General features: G+C 41.4%; 15 protein-coding genes and 1 riboswitch. Of the genes, 7 read left to right on the top strand and 8 right to left on the bottom strand.

The annotated features are described in order from the left end of the window. Positions 1-25 precede the first annotated feature (25 nt). Positions 26-778 (top strand): DeoR/GlpR family DNA-binding transcription regulator, encoded by a 753-nt coding sequence (locus DIU38_RS10710; protein ID WP_112657245.1) that lies wholly within the window; start codon positions 26-28, stop codon positions 776-778. On the opposite strand, the gene rsmD is transcribed toward DIU38_RS10710, so the two are convergent. From rsmD to DIU38_RS10695, 3 genes are all read right to left on the bottom strand, one after another. Continuing rightward, positions 775-1,311: a 16S rRNA (guanine(966)-N(2))-methyltransferase RsmD gene (gene rsmD / locus DIU38_RS10705; protein WP_112657195.1), complete on the bottom strand. Its 537-nt coding sequence runs from the start codon at positions 1,309-1,311 to the stop codon at positions 775-777. The genes DIU38_RS10710 and rsmD overlap by 4 nt on opposite strands. Then, positions 1,287-2,099 carry a DUF3822 family protein gene (locus DIU38_RS10700; RefSeq protein ID WP_112657193.1) on the bottom strand — a complete coding sequence of 271 codons (813 nt, stop codon included), beginning with the start codon at positions 2,097-2,099 and terminating at the stop codon, positions 1,287-1,289. Before DIU38_RS10700 ends, rsmD begins: the two co-directional genes overlap by 25 nt. Before the next feature lie 68 nt (positions 2,100-2,167). Next, positions 2,168-2,641 (bottom strand): hypothetical protein, encoded by a 474-nt coding sequence (locus DIU38_RS10695; protein ID WP_112657191.1) that lies wholly within the window; start codon positions 2,639-2,641, stop codon positions 2,168-2,170. Positions 2,642-2,698: 57 nt separating this feature from the next. On the opposite strand from DIU38_RS10695, the gene DIU38_RS10690 reads away from it, so the two are divergent. Together DIU38_RS10690 and DIU38_RS10685 are read left to right on the top strand one after the other, a co-directional pair. Further along, complete coding sequence (locus DIU38_RS10690) at positions 2,699-4,120, top strand: ATP-dependent DNA helicase (protein ID WP_112657190.1); 1,422 nt, start codon at positions 2,699-2,701, stop codon at positions 4,118-4,120. Positions 4,121-4,207: 87 nt separating this feature from the next. Beyond that, positions 4,208-4,645 (top strand): DUF5675 family protein, encoded by a 438-nt coding sequence (locus DIU38_RS10685; protein WP_112657188.1) that lies wholly within the window; start codon positions 4,208-4,210, stop codon positions 4,643-4,645. Between the two features lie 232 nt (positions 4,646-4,877). On the opposite strand, the gene DIU38_RS10680 is transcribed toward DIU38_RS10685, so the two are convergent. Further along, complete coding sequence (locus tag DIU38_RS10680; RefSeq protein WP_112657186.1) at positions 4,878-6,218, bottom strand: sensor histidine kinase; 1,341 nt, start codon at positions 6,216-6,218, stop codon at positions 4,878-4,880. A gap of 192 nt (positions 6,219-6,410) precedes the next feature. Between DIU38_RS10680 and DIU38_RS10675 the strand changes: the two genes are divergently transcribed. Together DIU38_RS10675 and clpB are read left to right on the top strand one after the other, a co-directional pair. After that, entirely contained in the window at positions 6,411-6,842 is a 432-nt protein-coding gene (locus DIU38_RS10675; protein WP_112657184.1) for a hypothetical protein, read from the top strand. A 364-nt stretch (positions 6,843-7,206) separates the two neighbouring features. Continuing rightward, complete coding sequence (gene clpB / locus DIU38_RS10670) at positions 7,207-9,825, top strand: ATP-dependent chaperone ClpB (RefSeq protein ID WP_090525930.1); 2,619 nt, start codon at positions 7,207-7,209, stop codon at positions 9,823-9,825. A gap of 74 nt (positions 9,826-9,899) precedes the next feature. Here the strand turns inward: clpB and DIU38_RS10665 are convergent, their stop codons facing one another. The 3 genes from DIU38_RS10665 to DIU38_RS10655 all read right to left on the bottom strand — a co-directional run bounded on the left by DIU38_RS10665 (position 9,900) and on the right by DIU38_RS10655 (position 13,600). Next, positions 9,900-11,135: a homoserine dehydrogenase gene (locus DIU38_RS10665; RefSeq protein ID WP_090525929.1), complete on the bottom strand. Its 1,236-nt coding sequence runs from the start codon at positions 11,133-11,135 to the stop codon at positions 9,900-9,902. Further along, complete coding sequence (locus DIU38_RS10660; RefSeq protein WP_112657182.1) at positions 11,135-12,190, bottom strand: homoserine O-acetyltransferase family protein; 1,056 nt, start codon at positions 12,188-12,190, stop codon at positions 11,135-11,137. Before DIU38_RS10660 ends, DIU38_RS10665 begins: the two co-directional genes overlap by 1 nt. Before the next feature lie 90 nt (positions 12,191-12,280). Continuing rightward, complete coding sequence (locus DIU38_RS10655) at positions 12,281-13,600, bottom strand: O-acetylhomoserine aminocarboxypropyltransferase/cysteine synthase family protein (protein WP_112657180.1); 1,320 nt, start codon at positions 13,598-13,600, stop codon at positions 12,281-12,283. A 246-nt stretch (positions 13,601-13,846) separates the two neighbouring features. Beyond that, positions 13,847-13,957, bottom strand: a riboswitch (SAM riboswitch). A 170-nt stretch (positions 13,958-14,127) separates the two neighbouring features. On the opposite strand from DIU38_RS10655, the gene DIU38_RS10650 reads away from it, so the two are divergent. Further along, the gene (locus DIU38_RS10650; protein ID WP_146750454.1) at positions 14,128-15,237 is read left to right on the top strand and encodes a TonB-dependent receptor; all 1,110 of its coding nucleotides are present in this window, start codon (positions 14,128-14,130) and stop codon (positions 15,235-15,237) included. Here DIU38_RS10650 and DIU38_RS10645 read toward each other — a convergent pair. Continuing rightward, positions 15,234-16,349: a trans-sulfuration enzyme family protein gene (locus DIU38_RS10645; protein ID WP_112657176.1), complete on the bottom strand. Its 1,116-nt coding sequence runs from the start codon at positions 16,347-16,349 to the stop codon at positions 15,234-15,236. The two genes, DIU38_RS10650 and DIU38_RS10645, sit on opposite strands and share 4 nt — an antisense overlap. 96 nt (positions 16,350-16,445) lie before the next feature. Between DIU38_RS10645 and DIU38_RS10640 the strand changes: the two genes are divergently transcribed. Next, positions 16,446-16,964: a hypothetical protein gene (locus tag DIU38_RS10640; RefSeq protein WP_112657174.1), complete on the top strand. Its 519-nt coding sequence runs from the start codon at positions 16,446-16,448 to the stop codon at positions 16,962-16,964. Positions 16,965-16,975: the final 11 nt, after the last annotated feature.

Below are 16,975 nucleotides of genomic sequence, written 5' to 3'. Positions count from 1 at the left end.
TTTGAACGAAAATAAGGTTAATAAAATGAACTTTCCAAAAAGAAAACAAAAAATAATTGAGCAGCTCAGTCAAAGGGGAGAGGTTGATATAAAGCAATTGGCTACCGAACTGAACATTTCAGAAATTACAGCACGCCGCGACCTGAACCAGTTAGCAGCCGATGGATTGCTTTACCGTACTCATGGAGGAGCAACAAAAGTTAATCCCCACGAAAAGCCTCATAGCTTTGTGAATAAAAGCGCTCAAAACGCAGCTGTTAAAGATGCCATTTGCCGCAGGGCCGCATCACAAATCACTGACGGGGATATTATTTTTATGGATTGCGGGAGTACTGTTTTTAGGTTATGCCAGTTCATTAAAAACAAGAAAATAAAGGTGATAACAAATTCATTACCTGTAGTATATGAGCTTCAGGATAGCGCTGTGAGTGTTAATATAATAGGAGGGGAGCTGGATAAAGAGCGACAGGCTGTACATGGAACTACAGCTATTGAGCATATTCAAAAGTATAGGGCAACCAAAGCTTTTTTGGGTGTTGACGGTATTTCGGAAGCAGGATTGTTCGCCAATAGTGAACATGAAGCATCCATTACAACAGCTTTCGCTGCAAGCAGCGCATTTACTTATATTCTGTGTGATGCCAGCAAAATAAGTAAGGAAACCTACCTTAATTTTGCAGGCTTAGATATAATCAACGCGATCATTACCGATGCAGATCCTGAGCGGTTAAAGGGCTTTAAAGAAAGCGGGGTAGTTATTTTAAAGGCAGGTATCTAAACCGGTCTGAAAAACGAAAATGACGAATGCCCGTATTTTCTTTGTTCAACAAAAGCGGGATGATTACTCAAATTTTGCAGGGACTGGTGTTCAACAATCAACAGGCCATCAGGTTTAAGCAGGTCCTTTTCAAAAATAACTTTTGGCAAATCGGGGATCATGTTCAGGTCATAGGGCGGGTCGGCAAATATCAGATCGTATTGTTCCGTTTCAATATTCAGGTATTTGAATACATCTTCGCGGTAAGTTTTTATTTGCGTAAGCTTATGCTGCCGCGAGGTATCTTTAAGATAATTAACGCAATGAATACTCCTGTCGACAGATATAACTTCCGAAGCTCCGCGGGAAGCAAATTCAAGCGAGATGTTACCGGTTCCGCTAAACAGGTCAAGCACTTTAATGCCTTCAAACTCAATTTGGTTAAGCAGAATATTAAATAAAGCTTCTTTTGCCAAATCGGTTGTAGGACGAACAGGAAGATTTTTTGGCGGATTAAGCCTTAAGCCTTTTAAACTGCCTCCGATAATGCGCATAATGAAAGAGCCGCTATTGATAACACCCTGTGAGCCACAACCTCCGCGGGTAATTGTAATACCTGTAAATTATTGACTTCGGCCGCTTTGAAAAATTCGGCCAGGCGACTTAGTCCTTTACTGTCGGCATCAATGTTACCGCTTACATATAAGCTGGTGTATTTAGCTTCGAGGTTAAGTTCATTGGCAACCAGCACGGCAAAGTAAACCAGTTCATCATCGCCAATGAAATCAAATGAGTTATAGAAACGCAGTTTGCCGGACGCAAAATGAGCTATCTCCACCTTTTTCTTTTCAATATTGAGGTAAAGGCAATCGGTGCCGGGATTGTTTTGGGCAATGGCGGTTAACCAGCCTTTTGATGTAAAAACGGTATTACGGATGCCAAATTCTTCCGCGGTACTCACAATGGCTTCGCTGGTATTGTATACGATGATATTTTCTTTGTCTAATACCTGGGCTATAACTTTGCTGTCGGCTTTCACATCCAGGAAACGGGCCAGGTTTGGCAGGCGCTCACCGCTAAACAATTCTGCCGGCACCAGCGTAAAGCTATGAGCAGGTAAACCGATAATCATTTGCTCGTATTTGGCCGACAGCAGGTCAAGCAATTCCTGCGGATCGCTTAGCTCATCAAATGGGTAATTTTCGGCCCAGGCTATTAGCTTGCCGTTAGTACTTATAGCGTACGAAAACGATTTGTCTTCAACCTGTATTAATAAAGTATAATCCTCAGTTTTATCTAAACTAAAGTTATCATCGTGGTAAGTATAATTGTGTTCGTTCATACCGGTTTTAACAAAAGTAATATTTTTTGGCAGATACAGTAATTACCGCAGCCCAAATTGGTATGCTGTTATAAAATGCGGGTTAATATCATCAGGATGATAAATATCAAAATTGGTAAGCCTACAGGCTTAGGATAGTAATCGTTATCCGGAAAATATCTCCTGAAAAAAAACTGGCTTAGAATTAATGCTCCAATCAGGCCAAAACCTATGTTAAGGCCTGCTACCGAAAGCATTGCTGTAACCTGCGCCGGTGTTGGCTGGCCGCCTTTAGCCGTTACATTCATAGCATCAACAACCTGTTGCAGGTTAACGCCCGAATGCATGATAACAAAGTAGGAGAGATAGGAAAAAAATAATACAAAGGCCAGCACCGCCGGAACCGCCTTTCTGTAACCTGCATTGTATAAATTGATAACCAGCAGTACACCGCCAAATATCAGGTTAAAAAACGAAAACCAAAATATCGCCCTTTTGGAGTAAATATCTACATAATCGTCTTCGCTGTATTTTTCTTCCTCTTTGTGTTCGTCAAATTCCATGGGTCAAATGTAAAACTAATCTTACTGAATTAAATTACTTATCATCATTTTTGCAGGGTGTCAAGTCCCGATCATATCCGCCAGTCATTCCCGCATGAGCCAACAGGCCAGCAAACAGAGCTTTTTAGCAAACTGCATGCTTTTTTAAAAAGTACCGAAGGTGACGAATGCTTTATTCTGAAAGGCTATGCCGGCACCGGGAAAACAACCATTGTGGGCGCGCTTGTAAAAGCGTTGAGGCATTATAATTATAAAGCCGTGCTGTTGGCCCCAACAGGCCGCGCCGCCAAGGTCATTACCAATTATTCCGGGCGCAAAGCCTTTACAATTCATAAGCGCATCTACCGTAAAAAATCGGCCTTAACTATCGATGATGGTTTTGCCCTTGCTGATAACCTGGCCAGCGATACGCTTTTTATTGTTGATGAGGCCTCCATGATCTCGGATGAGGCCATGGGCAGCAATCACGTGTCGTTATTGTTTGATTTGCTGAGATATGTTTATAATGATAAAAACTGCAAGCTGATACTGGTAGGCGATACCGCGCAGTTACCGCCTGTGGGGGCCGACGATAGCCCCGCGCTTGATGTGCAGCTTATGGGTGATAAATTTGGCCTGTCGATATTCAGTTATGAACTTACCGAGGTTTTGCGCCAGCAAAAGGATTCGGGTATCTTATATAATGCCACTAATATCCGAGATCTGATCCGCGAGGAGATCATCGAGATCCCTAAAATTGTTACCAAGGGGTTTAAAGATGTTTTCAGGATGACCGGCGAGCGATTGCCCGAAGGTTTGGAATATGCCTATCGCAAATACGGCTATGACCGTACACTTATCATTTGCCGCTCAAACAAAAATGCCAATTTGTACAACGGGCAAATTCGAAACCGCATTTTATACCGGGAGGAGGAGCTTACCGGCGGCGATCAGATCATGATAGTGAAGAACAATTACTTTTGGCTGCAGGATAAGGATGAGAACAGTACCGCGTTTATTGCCAACGGCGATATTGCCCGCATAGTAAAAGTACGCCGCACCGAAGAGATGTATGGTTTTCGTTTTGCCGATGTGCAGCTGGAATTTATTGACTATGCCGAAGACCCAACCCTTGATTGTAAGGTTTTGCTTGATACGCTCTATGCTGATTCGCCCGCGTTAAGTCAGGACGATCAGAAACGGTTTTACCAGGAAGTAATGAAGGATTATGAACATTTACCTAATAAACGGGCCATGCACAATGAGCTAAAGCTCAATCCTTATTACAATGCCTTGCAAATAAAATTTGCCTATGCCATTACCTGCCATAAAGCCCAGGGCGGCCAATGGGATGCTGTTTTTGTCGATCAGGGCTATGTAACCGATGAAATGATCAATATGGATTTTCTGCGGTGGTTTTATACCGCGCTCACCCGAGCTACCACCGAATTATTTTTGGTTAATTTTGACAGCAGGTTTTATAAATTAAAGGAAGAATAATCTTCAAAGATAAATTTACTTTTATCAATACAAACTATTGATAGTTAGTATTTTAATTGTTAATATTAGCAATTAAAAACCGGTATCATGAACCTAAACTTAAAACTCGAAAGAAAAATCAAAACCAAACAATCAACCATTGGCGAACTATCAATAAATGGCGCCTTCGAATGTTTTATGCTGGAGGACGTAGATAGAGGGCTAAATAGCGGTATGAGCCTTGCCCAAATTGCATCAATAAAAATTAAAACGCAAACAGCCATCCCTACAGGAACTTATAATGTAGTCAAATTTTTCAGCCCCAAACACAACGAAAACCTGCCATTATTAGAGAATGTACCCGGTTTCGCCGGAATTGAGATCCATGTTGGCAATTTTGCCAGGGACACCGACGGTTGCCTTCTCCCAGGTGAAGATAAAGGCGCTGATGCTGTTCTGCATAGTACAACAGCTACAGCAAAACTCAATACGAAAATTTTTGAGGCCCTTAAGGCAGGTGGTACCGTGACCATTGAGGTTGTTTAATATAGCAAATTATAAATGCCTGAAGGTGAAATGACGCATCTATGCCGTCATGCTGAGTGATAAATCCGCGGCCTTTGAAGGTTAGATGCCAAAGAGGGGCTGTCAGTCTGAGCCTGTCGAAGACTTGTGTGCAGAGGCCAGCCCGCCATACTTCGACGGGCTCAGTATGACACCCTTTTTAAGTGGTCATTTGAGAAGATTACCTTGGATAAACAAAGATTTATTTAATATCCTAAAACGAATTAACTGCCGGCAAGGTGATCCTGAACGTTGAACCCTGTCCTTCGGTGCTGGTAACGCTGATAGTGCCTTTATGCTTTTCAATGATCTGGCGTACAATACTCAACCCAAGCCCGGTCGACTTTTCGCCGCGTAAACCGGCTCGGCCTGCTTTTGAAAATTGGTTAAAAATTTCCGGCAGCATATTGGCAGGGATGCCCATGCCGTAATCCTGAACTTCAATAACTACCGTATCGTTTAGTTTAAGCAGGCGCACATCCACATTATCCCGGTCTTTAGAAAATTTCACCGCATTGCTGATCAGGTTATCAATAACCCGGTGAAATTTTTCGTGATTTATGAGCGCATGGGCAACACTTACCGAACTGCTGAAAAGTACATTAACTTTATTACCCAGCTGTAATTTCCATTCGCCCACTATGTTGTTAAGCCATTGGTTAAGCTCGATATCTTGAGTTTCAATAACCGCTATGTTCTCGTTTCGGGCTGCTTCCAGTAAGTCATCAATAATACTCCGCGCTTTTACGCAGGATGCCTTCATCATATTGATGTTGTCCTGTGTTTCTTCATTAACTTCATCAAGTTCCATCATCATGGCAATCGATTCAACAGCAGCTATCGGGTTACGCAGGTCATGTGCAACCATACCCAAAACCTGGTTTTTAAACTCGCTTGCTTTTTCAATTTCCGAGTTTTTTTCGCGGATTTCTATCAGCTGAAAATAATAGTTGGCTTTGTAGGAAAAAAAGTACCTTGATATAAAATAAAAGCCGGAAAGTAAGATAGCTGAGATCAACTGGTTATACAACATATCCGTAGCCGGCGTTTCACTGTAAAATAGCAGGGAAGTAAAAAAAAGCTCAATAGCAATAAGCAGCAATACGGTTTCATAGTATTCAAAAACAATTATCACGCTGATTAAGCTTAATGCAACAAGATATAAGGTGAGGGCATTACTCGGATTGGAGGTGGCTATAAAGCTGGAATACATTCCGCAAACAATAATATAAAGCGCAAACAAAAACACAAGCAATGACATGCCTGTTGTAGCTTTTTTATGGCTTTTGAAACTAACGATAAAAAGGTTGCTCGCTATCAGGAAAACGGGAGTTATAATAATGAAAACCCAGTTGCTGAAATTAAACTCGGGAAAGTTTTGAGCTTTGGTTAAGCTAATGGGGAATACAAGATAAAGGATCCGGATAATTACATTAAGCAATAAAAATACTATACTGGCACCCCTTATGGTCACCAGGTTTTGGTAAGTATAATGCAAACGGTATTGCGACCGGTATTTTACCGGGATACTGTTAAAAAAGAAATGGGTGTTCAATTAAATTTTATGGGTTAAACAAAATTATAAAAATATTTTCAAATAATGTAACAGAAATGTGACAAGGTATAGTTAACCCTTTTACCAAATATTCGGTCAATAAAGATATAAGCCTATTTTGATGAACCTTGATTGTTTTTTAAAAAAGGGATAAGTATAATTTACACATCATAAAACCAAAATCACATATTAATGAAATCTCTTAAATCTATCGCAATTCTCGTTACTGTATTAACAACTTTTTCCTGCAGAACTGTAGAAAGGGCTAATCAGAAAGAAATTAAACCGTTTGTTGGCTTCTGGAAGGATACAACCAATCCGGGATCTCAAGTCGTATTCACGTCGGACGGCAGCTTTTATAACATTGCAAAAGAAAATAATGTGCAGATCGTTACGCACAGTGGTACTTTTAAAGTCTTATCCGACAGTATTTATGTATTGACGATTACAGACGCGAGGCCCAACGCCACATATGATCTCAAAGGAAGGCAGTATGCCAATTATTATACGTTAAGCAGCGATAGAAAAACGATGAAGACAAGTGGCATGGTTGACGGAAGAAATGGCGGAAAAGGACTTGCCTGGACCTGCAATTTAGTTAAAGTTGATAAATTGGATAATTAAACCCGCGGCTGGCTTACTAAGCCCTCATCACATTATAGCCCTCCATTTACAGACAACAAGAGTTGCACCCTCGCAATTATCTTTATCCATTACGCAGTATTTCACTAACAGGCAAGCCCACGCCTGTCTGTTAGTGAAGTGTTTTTTAAGCTCATCTGATTTATTTAGCGTCTTTAAACATCTTCACTTGACGCATACTTTTATTATGTTTTTAATGTATTAAACGACAAATTGCCCCGTACTATTGTTAATAGTAATTCGTAAATTGCTATTAATTATGGCAAAGTGTCATTGCGATTTAATTTAAAATGACAATTTTTCACTATGGATACTATGGCCGATAAATTGACTAACCATGAGTACTATGAATTTTAACAACTTTACCATAAAAGCTCAGGAAGCCGTACAAAAGGCATCTGAAATTGCTGTTGGTAACCAACAGCAAGCAATCGAGACCGCGCATCTGCTTAAAGGCTTATTGCTGGTTGATGAAAACGTAATTACCTACTTACTAAAAAAACTAAATGTTAACCTGAACAGGTTAAATGATACGTTAGATGCGCAAATTGCATCGTTCCCCAAGGTAAGTGGCAGCAACGTATACCTTTCGTCTGAAGCAAATTCGGCTTTGCAAAAAGCGTCGGGATATTTAAAAGAATTTAAAGACGAATTTGTATCAGTTGAGCATGTGCTGTTAGGGATTTTAGCCGCCGGTGGTGCGGTAAGTAGCATCCTGAAAGATTCGGGTGTTAATGAAAAAGACCTAAAAAAAGCCATTGTTGAACTCCGCGGTGATAGCAAAGTAACTGATCAAAACGCCGAAGCTACCTATAACGCCCTTAACAAGTATGCCCGCAATTTGAACGAATATGCAGGTTCGGGCAAGCTGGATCCGGTTATTGGCCGCGACGATGAAATTCGCCGGGTTATCCAGATCCTTTCGCGCCGTACCAAAAACAACCCGATTTTGGTTGGCGAGCCTGGCGTTGGTAAAACTGCCATTGCCGAAGGAATCGCTTTCAGGATCATCAAAGGTGATGTACCTGAGAGCCTTAAAACCAAAGTGGTATACTCGTTGGATATGGGCGCACTCATTGCGGGCGCCAAATATAAGGGAGAGTTTGAAGAACGGTTGAAAGCCGTTGTAAAAGAGGTTACCCAAAGCGATGGAGAGATCATCCTTTTTATAGATGAGATCCATACGCTTGTAGGTGCAGGCGGGGGAGAAGGCGCTATGGATGCGGCCAATATTCTGAAACCGGCCCTGGCCCGTGGCGAGCTTCGTTCGATTGGTGCTACTACCCTTAATGAATATCAGAAGTACCTTGAAAAAGATAAAGCTTTGGAACGCCGTTTCCAGAAAGTGATGGTTGAAGAACCTGATGCTGCTGATGCCATATCTATTTTACGTGGACTGAAAGAACGTTATGAAACCCACCACAAAGTGAGGATCAAAGACGAAGCGATTATCGCCTCTGTCGAAATGTCACAACGCTATATTTCTGACAGGTTTTTACCGGATAAAGCTATCGACCTGATGGATGAAGCTGCATCAAAACTTCGATTGGAGATGGATTCGGTACCGGAGGTGGTTGATGAACTGGAACGCCGCATCATGCAGCTTGAAATTGAGCGTGAAGCTATCAAACGAGAAAAGGACGACCGTAAGGTTGCCGAACTAAGTGAAGAAATAGCCAACCTGTCGCAACAGCGTGATTCATTACGTGCCAAATGGAAAGGCGAAAAAGACCTTGTTGACGGTATTAATACTAAGGTTGAGCTGATTGAAAACTATAAACTGGAAGCCGAACAGGCCGAACGTGCAGGTGATTATGGCAAGGTAGCGGAACTTCGCTACGGAACTATAGTTGAAGCCCAGGCCGAAGTTGAAAAGTTGAAAGCCGCCCTCCTTGAAAACCAAAGCGACAGCCGCATGCTGAAGGAAGAGGTTACCGCCGATGATATTGCCGGTGTAGTAAGCCGCTGGACAGGCATCCCGGTAAGCAAGATGATCCAGAGCGAGCGCGAGAAATTGCTCAATCTTGAAGATGAATTGCACAAACGTGTGGCAGGACAAGAAGAAGCTATTGAAGCAATAAGTGACGCCATCCGCCGCAGCCGCGCAGGTTTGCAGGATAAACGCAGGCCAATAGGTTCGTTCATATTTTTAGGTACAACCGGTGTAGGTAAAACCGAGCTGGCTAAGGCCCTGGCCGAATACCTGTTTAATGATGAAGGCGCGCTTGTGAGAATAGATATGAGTGAATACCAGGAACGCCATGCTGTTTCAAGGCTGATAGGAGCGCCTCCGGGCTATGTTGGGTATGATGAAGGCGGACAGTTAACGGAAGCCGTTCGTCGCAAGCCTTACAGTGTGGTTTTACTGGACGAAATTGAAAAAGCGCATCCCGATGTATTTAACATCCTGTTGCAGGTACTGGATGATGGCCGTTTAACAGATAATAAAGGCCGTGTGGTGAATTTTAAGAATACCATCATCATCATGACCTCCAACATCGGTTCAAACATTATCCAGGAAAACTTCCAAAACCTGGAAGACGAAAACCGCGATGAACTGGTGGCAAAAACCAAAAACGAGCTGTTCAATTTGTTAAGGGCAACTATCCGTCCGGAGTTTTTGAACAGGATAGATGAGATCATCATGTTTACCCCGCTTAACCGCGATGAAATTCATGATATAGTTAAGCTGCAGTTTAAACAGGTACAGCAAACGCTTGCCGAAATGGGTGTAACTATCGAAGCATCCGATGAAGCCTTAGATTGGTTGGCCCAGTTAGGTTATGATCCTCAATTTGGTGCACGCCCGTTAAAACGCGTTATCCAGAAAAAGATCCTGAACGAGTTGAGTAAACAGATCCTGGCGGGTACAGTTGATAAAGACAGCGTTATTAAAATAGATATGTTTGATAACCAGTTCGTGTTCCTGAACTCGGCCAAAGAAGCTACGGAACCGGCTAAATAAGCTGTAGAAAAATAATTAAATGTAAAAAGGCTTCCCAATTTGAGAAGCCTTTTTTATTAACAACCGAGAATCTATTAAAAAACTTCAGCTGTTTGTTTAGTTACCGATGCTAAGCTGACCCCCGTAAGCTGATCGGCAAAGGCTACGAAAGCCTTACTCTCAGATATACGATGTTGATTAGCGATCAGATTTTGCAAATTGATTTTTCCTATCACAAATTTATAGTTGCCTGAATAGTAACGCTCATTGATATGCTCAAAGTTCAGCGCTTCAACCAGTTCCTCGTCATCATAACGCAGGTAAATGGTTAATTCAATGTTATTGGTAAAATTAAGGTCTGTTTTTTCTTTAGCTTTTTTGTATTCATACTGGTAGTTATAGCGCAACGCGGCAATATCCGACAGTACAGCCGAACCGGTAGGGTGACCGCCTGCGCCCTTTCCGAAAAAGAATTGCTGATCGGCAAAGGCAGCTTGTACAGTTACTCCATTATATTCATACTCAACGTTGTATAAAAACTCTTTGTCGTTTACAAATTTAGGCAGTACAAACAGGGCAACGTTACGGTCGTCAAGCTCTTTAGCTACAGGCACCAGTTTAATTTTGAGGTTCTTTTCCCTGGCATATTGCAAATCGGCAGCTGCAAGGTTCTGAATGCCCAGGTTAAATACCTCATCGGGCTGTACAACTACACCATAAGCGTGCGCTGCGGCAATAACCAGCTTGTATTTAGCGTCAAAACCACCAACATCACTTGTTGGGTCGGTTTCAGCAAAACCCAGGTCCTGGGCTTGCTTCAAAGCGCTATCATAATCGAGCCCTTCAATAAAGCCTTTTGAAAGGATATAGTTTGATGAACCATTGAAAATACCGCTGATGGAATGCAGTAGTTCATTATCATAATACTCTTCCAGATTGCGGATAATAGGGATACTACCGCAAACCGCACCTTCATATAGTAATGAAGTACCATATTGGTGCTGAATTTCGATCAGTTCGTCCAAATGCAGGGCGATCATTTTTTTACTGGCAGATACTACGTTTTTTCCAGATTTTAAAGCCCTTGAAACAATTTCAAAAGCAGCTTCGGTATCATTGATCAGTTCAACAATGGTATTGATCTCCGGGTTATTAAGCAGTTCTTCTTTGTCGGTAGTAAATAAATGTGCCGGTAAAGAACGTTTTTTATTAGGGTCTTTAATAGCAAATTTTACTATCTCGATATTTAAATGCTTTGTTTTGATGATATCATATAACCCCTGGCCAACAACTCCAAATCCGAAGAGGCCGATATTTAACTTTTTACTCATTACGCTGTACGTTGCAGTTCTATAATTTTTCCTTTCACATCGGTTTTAAAAAATGATGTGAATATTTTTGTTAATGCTTCTGTTTCAATTAAAAATCCATCGTGCCCATAAAACGAATCCAGCTCGGAAAAGGCAGCTTTTGGGATATGCCTGAACAGGTATTGCTGTTCTTCAACAGGGAACAACACATCCGACGAGATGCCGATAACTAATGTTTTTGCCTTGATGAGGCTCAACGCTTTATCTACACCGTGACGGCCCCGGCCCACATTGTGTGAGTCCATCACTTTGGTCAGGTACCAATAACTATAGGCGTTAAAGCGGTTCACCAGCTTTTGCCCCTGGTAATTTTGGTACGATGAAGAACGGAAATTGTCCTGCACATCGTCGGCTTCTTCCTGCTGGGTAATGCCGTAAGTTTTATAAGTACGATAACTTAAAAGCGCGATACTGCGCGCAGCTTTTAAGCCTTTCTGACCGCCTTCGGGCGTATTGCTGTAAAAGGTACGATCTGTAGTGATAGCCAAACGTTGCGACTCGTTAAAGGCAATGCCCCATGGTGAATGCTTGGCATTAGTTGCTATCAGAATAAGATTTTTGATGCGCTCCGGCTCAATGATAGCCCATTCCATAGCCTGCTGGCCACCTAATGAACCACCAATTAATACACTGATATTATTGATGCTTAAATGTTCGGCAAGCAACTGGTGTGCTTTAACCATATCCCTTGTAGTAAACTGGGGATATGAAAGATAATATGGCTGACCGGTAACCGGGTTAATGCTCAACGGACTTGTAGTGCCGTAAGGAGAACCCAAAATATTGGCACAAACTATATAATGCTCTTCCGGGTTAAAAAAATACCCCTCGCCAATAAGCCCTTTCCACCAGTCAAATACATCGCTGTTGGCAGTAAGCGCATGGCAAACCCAAACAACATTATTTTTTTCCTTATTTAACCGGCCATAAGTGTGAAAACCTATTTCTAAACCTTCAATTGTACGGCCCGATTCAAATTCAAAAGTATCAGTGTATTTAAATATCTCTGCGTTCATTCTGTTGTTTTGTTATTTCAGGTGCAACCGGTATTTCCGGCTACAACCTGCAATAACGTTTACTATATCACTTAAAAAAACTATACATTATTAAACTAACTCACCCTCACCTTGCTTGATTTTTGCAAAAGCCTGTTCAAAATCGGCTTTAATATCATCAATATGTTCAATACCAACAGCCACGCGCAATGAAGCAGGTGTAACACCGGCAGCTAATTGCTCTTCATCAGATAATTGCTGATGCGTAGTTGCCGATGGCTGGATGATAAGTGTTTTTGCGTCGCCAACATTGGCCAAATGACTAACCAATTTCAGGTTGTTGATCAATCGGCTGGCCTGCTCTTTACTTCCCTTAATCTCGAATGACAATACGCCACCGAAACCATTCTTTAAATATTTTTTAGCCAGCTCATGATATGGCGATGATTCCAGTCCCGGGTAATTTACACTTGCCACCTGTGGGTGCTGCTCCAACCATTTAGCCAGTTGCAGGGCATTATCAACATGGCGCTGCACACGTAATGACAACGTTTCCAGTCCCTGGATATTCAACCATGAATTAAACGGAGCCTGCGACGGGCCGAAATCTCTCAAGCCTTCCACACGGGCACGGATAATAAACTGGATATTGCCAAACGGGCCGCCAATGCCGAATACGTCGTTAAATATCAGTCCGTGGTAACCCTCGGATGGTTCGGTAAATTGCGGAAATTTGCCGTTACCCCAATTGTAATTGCCTGCATCGATAATAACACCGCCAATACTGGTACCATGCCCGCCAATCCATTTGGTTGTTGACTCCACAACCACGTTAGCGCCATGTTCAATAGGACGGAAGAGGTAACCACCGGCACCAAAAGTATTATCAACAATTAATGGCAGGTCATGCCTTTTGGCAACTTCGCTCACCTTTTCAAAATCAGCAATGGTAAAGCCTGGGTTACCGATGGTTTCCAGGAATATAGCCTTTGTTTTGTCATCAATAAGAGCCTCAATATTGGCTGCTGTATCATCTTTGGCAAAGCGAACCTCGATCCCCAGCCGTTTAAATGCTACTTTAAACTGGTTATAGGTTCCGCCGTACAGAAATGGTGACGTAACAAAGTTATCGCCGGCCTGCAATATGTTATTTAATGCTATAAACTGCGCCGCCTGGCCAGAGGCTGTTGCCAGTGCTGCAACACCACCCTCTAATGCCGCAATGCGTTTTTCAAACACATCGGTAGTAGGGTTCATGATGCGGGTATAGATATTACCAAACTCCTTTAATGCAAATAAGTTTGCGCCATGCTCGGCACTGTTGAATACGTATGAAGTAGTTTGATAAATGGGCACAGCGCGTGAACCTGTTGTTGGATCAACTTCCTGGCCGGCATGCAATTGTAAGGTTTCGAATTTTAAGGCAGACATAGTTGTAATTTTTTAATGTGTTTAATTTAGATTTTGAATGTTTAGATGAATTTGGAAAGCCGGTTTAAAAACAACCGGTTTAAAAACACGCTTTTTTCAGAGAATGAAAAACAGGAGCTTGCTAAGCATCAACAGCAGCAACACATACAAATACAGCCAATAGGGGAGCTAATACGTTGTATGTTACCGTTTGCGGTGTAAAAAGTGTTGCGTTGCGTAAAATTAATTAAACTTTTCATGGTTATAAATTTATATTCCCCGGTGTTATTTGCCGGGACAGGAATTGGCACCTTCTTCAACATTGAAGGGTTGCCAGCGGGTCATTGAGCCTGATCTCTCGCCGCTTCTTTATAAATCAACACCCGAACTATGTGCGGAGGATTGATCGACGTTGGTATCACTACCAAATAATGTTACGAATATAAGGGGTTATTTGGGAATATGCCAAATTTTATTTTTAAATAGCGTCAGTTAAAAACGAGGGAAAACTTTTATACCTTAGTAAATATCTTTAATGCCTATTCCTTATGCAGAGAAATATGCTTCAAAAATTATTGGTAATTATTTTATTCTCGTCCTTTTTTTGTACGGAGGTCTTTGCTCAAATAAATAGTTCAATTCCCCCAAAAAAGGTAATTATAAATAATATCTGCTTGTGTCAAACTGCAATTGCTGATTTAAAAAAGTCAGATCCAGGCTTGAAAGACACGGTGCTTGAAGAAATGGATTTGAACGCAGTTTGTGTCGGAAATGATCCGAGATATATTGCGGACAGCGGATATTCAACGTCAAAATATCCCGGAATGATATTCCAGAAAGATCAAAAAACTGATCTTATCAGTAAAATCAGGCTAACCAAAACATTTGCCGGAAAATTACCCGATGGAAAAGAGATTGATCTTAGTAAGTTATTACTTAAGGATTTGTTCAACCTATATCCTGCATTTAAAGAGCAGTGGAATACACGGAGCTGCGATGATTATTGGAATTTCTCAAATGATATTATTTCTTTCTACGTTAGGATAGATTCAACAAAAAAAATTACATTCCCGATAGATGAAGCATATTACATGGATAAGCCTGTGGAAGCTGCTGATTTGATACTATCCTGCCATGGAGAAATAAATGAGGCTGAACATCAGTATGTAACAGGGGAAACGGAAAATAACGAACCTGTATATTTTATTGATAGTGTGCGTGTAACCGGGGCAGATTTAAATAAAATAAATACTAATGATGTCGCTACCGTATCCGTTTACAAGGATGCAAGCGCCATTATAAAATATGGCCGGGAAGCAAAGTATGGATTGATCTATATAGAAACCAAAAAATTTGACACTCATCGCTATCAAAATTATTTTAAATCAAAATCTGCTGACTACGCCAAGCTTATTTCCATGTCGGCAAACGCACCCAAAATTCAGTATATCCTTAATAAAAAGGTACTGACCAATAATTACGAAGGTAATTTAGCGGGAATAAATGATAAAATATTTAAGGGGCTCACAATAATAAATAAGAGTCAGCTTTTGAAACAATATGGGGTCACAAATAAAAATTACGGTGTAATAATTACTGCTGATATACCGGTCAATTCATTTAATAAAGACAAGGAAAAGGAAAAAAGCAAGCACTAAGCTAAAGCCTGCTCCATATCAGCTATTAAATCGTCAATATGCTCTAGCCCAACCGATACCCTAAGCAGGTTTCTTGGTGTTTTGGTATCGGGGCCTTCAACTGTAGCCCTGTGCTCTATCAGGCTTTCAACGCCGCCAAGACTGGTGGCTTTGATGAATAACTTCAGCTTATTGATGATGTTATGCGTATCGTTTTCGTCGCCTTTAACAATAAAGGATAACATGCCACCAAAAGCAAGCATCTGATCTTTAGCTATATCATGCTGTGGATGCGAAGGTAATCCTGGATACATTACCTGTTCAACATTAGGATGCTGTTCAAGATATTCGGCAAGTAATTGAGCGTTTTGTACATGGCCCTTTACGCGATATGGCAGGGTTTTGATGCTGCGTACCAGGTAATAACAATCCAGAGGCGAGGGGATAGCGCCGCCCATTTCCTGCACCTGGCGGATCTTTGTCCACCAATCATTTTTTTTAGCGGTGATTAAAACGCCGCCCATCAGGTCGCTGTGCCCGCCAAAATATTTTGTGGCCGAATGCATTACCATATCTACGCCTAACTCAAGCGGCCGCTGGCAAATAGGGGTGGCAAATGTATTATCGCACAAAACTTTAATGCCTTTTGCTTTGGCAATAGCAACCACCTTTTTAATATCGGTTATTTTAAGCAGGGGGTTTGAAGGTGTTTCAATCCAGATCAAACCTGTTTCGGGCTTGATGTGCTGTTGCAAAACCTCGGTATTATTTACATCGATAAAATCGAAAGTAAGGATCCCGGCAAAAAGGGTTTTAAGCTGATTACGTAAGCCATGATACATATCATCAGGAGCGATAATATGCGTACCCGGCTCCAATGATTGAAATACCGACATCCCGGCCGCATTACCTGATGAAAAGGAAGCTGCTTCAACACCTCCCTCTAACTTTGCCAGCACACGCTCCAGTGCATGACGATTGGGGTTCGCTGAGCGACTGTAAATATAACCTGCCGGAAAACCACCATCTTCACCACGCTCAAACGTGGTTGACATAATAATGGGTTGTATAACGGCCCTTGTTGCTTCATCAACATGGTTACCGGCGTGTATGGCTATAGTTTCAATTTTCATGGCATAATTTGTTATCGCCCAAAATAAACAAGAATATTTGTTATTAGCTGTAGCGTTTTTATATTTTTTGTCGAATAAGTTTAAAAGCCAAACCGCATGAAAAAGTGCCTTATCTTCCTGTTTGTTATTATTGGGCTATTTGCCTGTAAAAAAGATGCCAATGATACCGCTTATGACAAAAGCTATAAAGCATGGCAAAACTTTAAGGCCGAAAGCAAAAATTCATACACTTACACTGTTAACGCCGGTTCAGTTTTCGGTTATGGTTCTGAAACGGAGATTACTGTTCAAAATGGGGTTGTTACAGCGAGGGATTTTTTATCGTATGTTTTGGAATATAAAACTGCAAATATGCCTCCTGTTAAAACTATAAGAGACCAATGGCATGAGAATAAAGCATCGTTAGGTCAACATAGTTCGGGCGCAGCATTGATCACTCTTGATGAAGTATATAAAAAGGCAAAGAACGAATGGCTTGCGGTAGATAAGAAAACAAACACTATTTATTTTGAAACCAATAATGATGGCATGATATCAGGAGCCAGTTATGTACCTAATGGTTGCCAGGATGATTGCGTGATAGGCATCTCTATAAGCGAGATCAAGGCTCTGTAACTTTAATGTAA

This window comes from Mucilaginibacter metallidurans (assembly GCF_003286435.2).
In the GTDB taxonomy this organism is placed as follows: Bacteria; Bacteroidota; Bacteroidia; order Sphingobacteriales; family Sphingobacteriaceae; genus Mucilaginibacter; species Mucilaginibacter gossypii.
Note: the sequence above shows the minus strand (reverse complement) of the source record. Positions and strands in the feature narration are given on the sequence as shown.

Excerpts from the sequence above, each read along its gene's own strand:
- DIU38_RS10710 (WP_112657245.1), top strand. The coding sequence starts at position 26 with ATGAACTTTCCAAAAAGAAAACAAAAAATAATTGAGCAGCTCAGTCAA.
- rsmD (WP_112657195.1), bottom strand. The coding sequence starts at position 1,311 with ATGCGCATTATCGGAGGCAGTTTAAAAGGCTTAAGGCTTAATCCGCCA.
- DIU38_RS10700 (WP_112657193.1), bottom strand. The coding sequence starts at position 2,099 with ATGAACGAACACAATTATACTTACCACGATGATAACTTTAGTTTAGAT.
- DIU38_RS10695 (WP_112657191.1), bottom strand. The coding sequence starts at position 2,641 with ATGGAATTTGACGAACACAAAGAGGAAGAAAAATACAGCGAAGACGAT.
- DIU38_RS10685 (WP_112657188.1), top strand. The coding sequence starts at position 4,208 with ATGAACCTAAACTTAAAACTCGAAAGAAAAATCAAAACCAAACAATCA.
- DIU38_RS10675 (WP_112657184.1), top strand. The coding sequence starts at position 6,411 with ATGAAATCTCTTAAATCTATCGCAATTCTCGTTACTGTATTAACAACT.
- clpB (WP_090525930.1), top strand. The coding sequence starts at position 7,207 with ATGAATTTTAACAACTTTACCATAAAAGCTCAGGAAGCCGTACAAAAG.
- DIU38_RS10665 (WP_090525929.1), bottom strand. The coding sequence starts at position 11,135 with ATGAGTAAAAAGTTAAATATCGGCCTCTTCGGATTTGGAGTTGTTGGC.
- DIU38_RS10660 (WP_112657182.1), bottom strand. The coding sequence starts at position 12,190 with ATGAACGCAGAGATATTTAAATACACTGATACTTTTGAATTTGAATCG.
- DIU38_RS10655 (WP_112657180.1), bottom strand. The coding sequence starts at position 13,600 with ATGTCTGCCTTAAAATTCGAAACCTTACAATTGCATGCCGGCCAGGAA.
- DIU38_RS10650 (WP_146750454.1), top strand. The coding sequence starts at position 14,128 with ATGCAGAGAAATATGCTTCAAAAATTATTGGTAATTATTTTATTCTCG.
- DIU38_RS10645 (WP_112657176.1), bottom strand. The coding sequence starts at position 16,349 with ATGAAAATTGAAACTATAGCCATACACGCCGGTAACCATGTTGATGAA.
- DIU38_RS10640 (WP_112657174.1), top strand. The coding sequence starts at position 16,446 with ATGAAAAAGTGCCTTATCTTCCTGTTTGTTATTATTGGGCTATTTGCC.